1 pseudogene is annotated in these 291 nt (G+C 28.2%); it reads left to right on the top strand.

The features are described from left to right. Positions 1-21 precede the first annotated feature (21 nt). Positions 22-291: pseudogene (locus HC176_RS19845) on the top strand (hypothetical protein); the annotation flags it as partial.

Raw genomic sequence — 291 nt, 5'->3', positions numbered from 1 at the left:
AATTTGAATTTTAATGCGAAATTGGAATCTGAAATTACAGATTGGTTAAGCACTACTTATAATGCTGATTTAGGTTATTTATACACTATTATAGAAAGTAGAGAGACTGCACCAATAAGAACTCAATCACATTCCGTAGATTACTTCTTTTATTTAAGTGAGCAGCAATATTTAAGTGCAAATTCTGAATATTATTACAATAGTATTTCAAACAGAAATCGCAATAACTATTTCCTAAATTTAAATTATCAGTACACCTTCAAAAAACCAGCTTTTGATTTAAGAGCCAGT

This window comes from Tamlana crocina (genome assembly GCF_012037625.1).
This window is presented reverse-complemented; position numbering and strand designations above follow the sequence as displayed.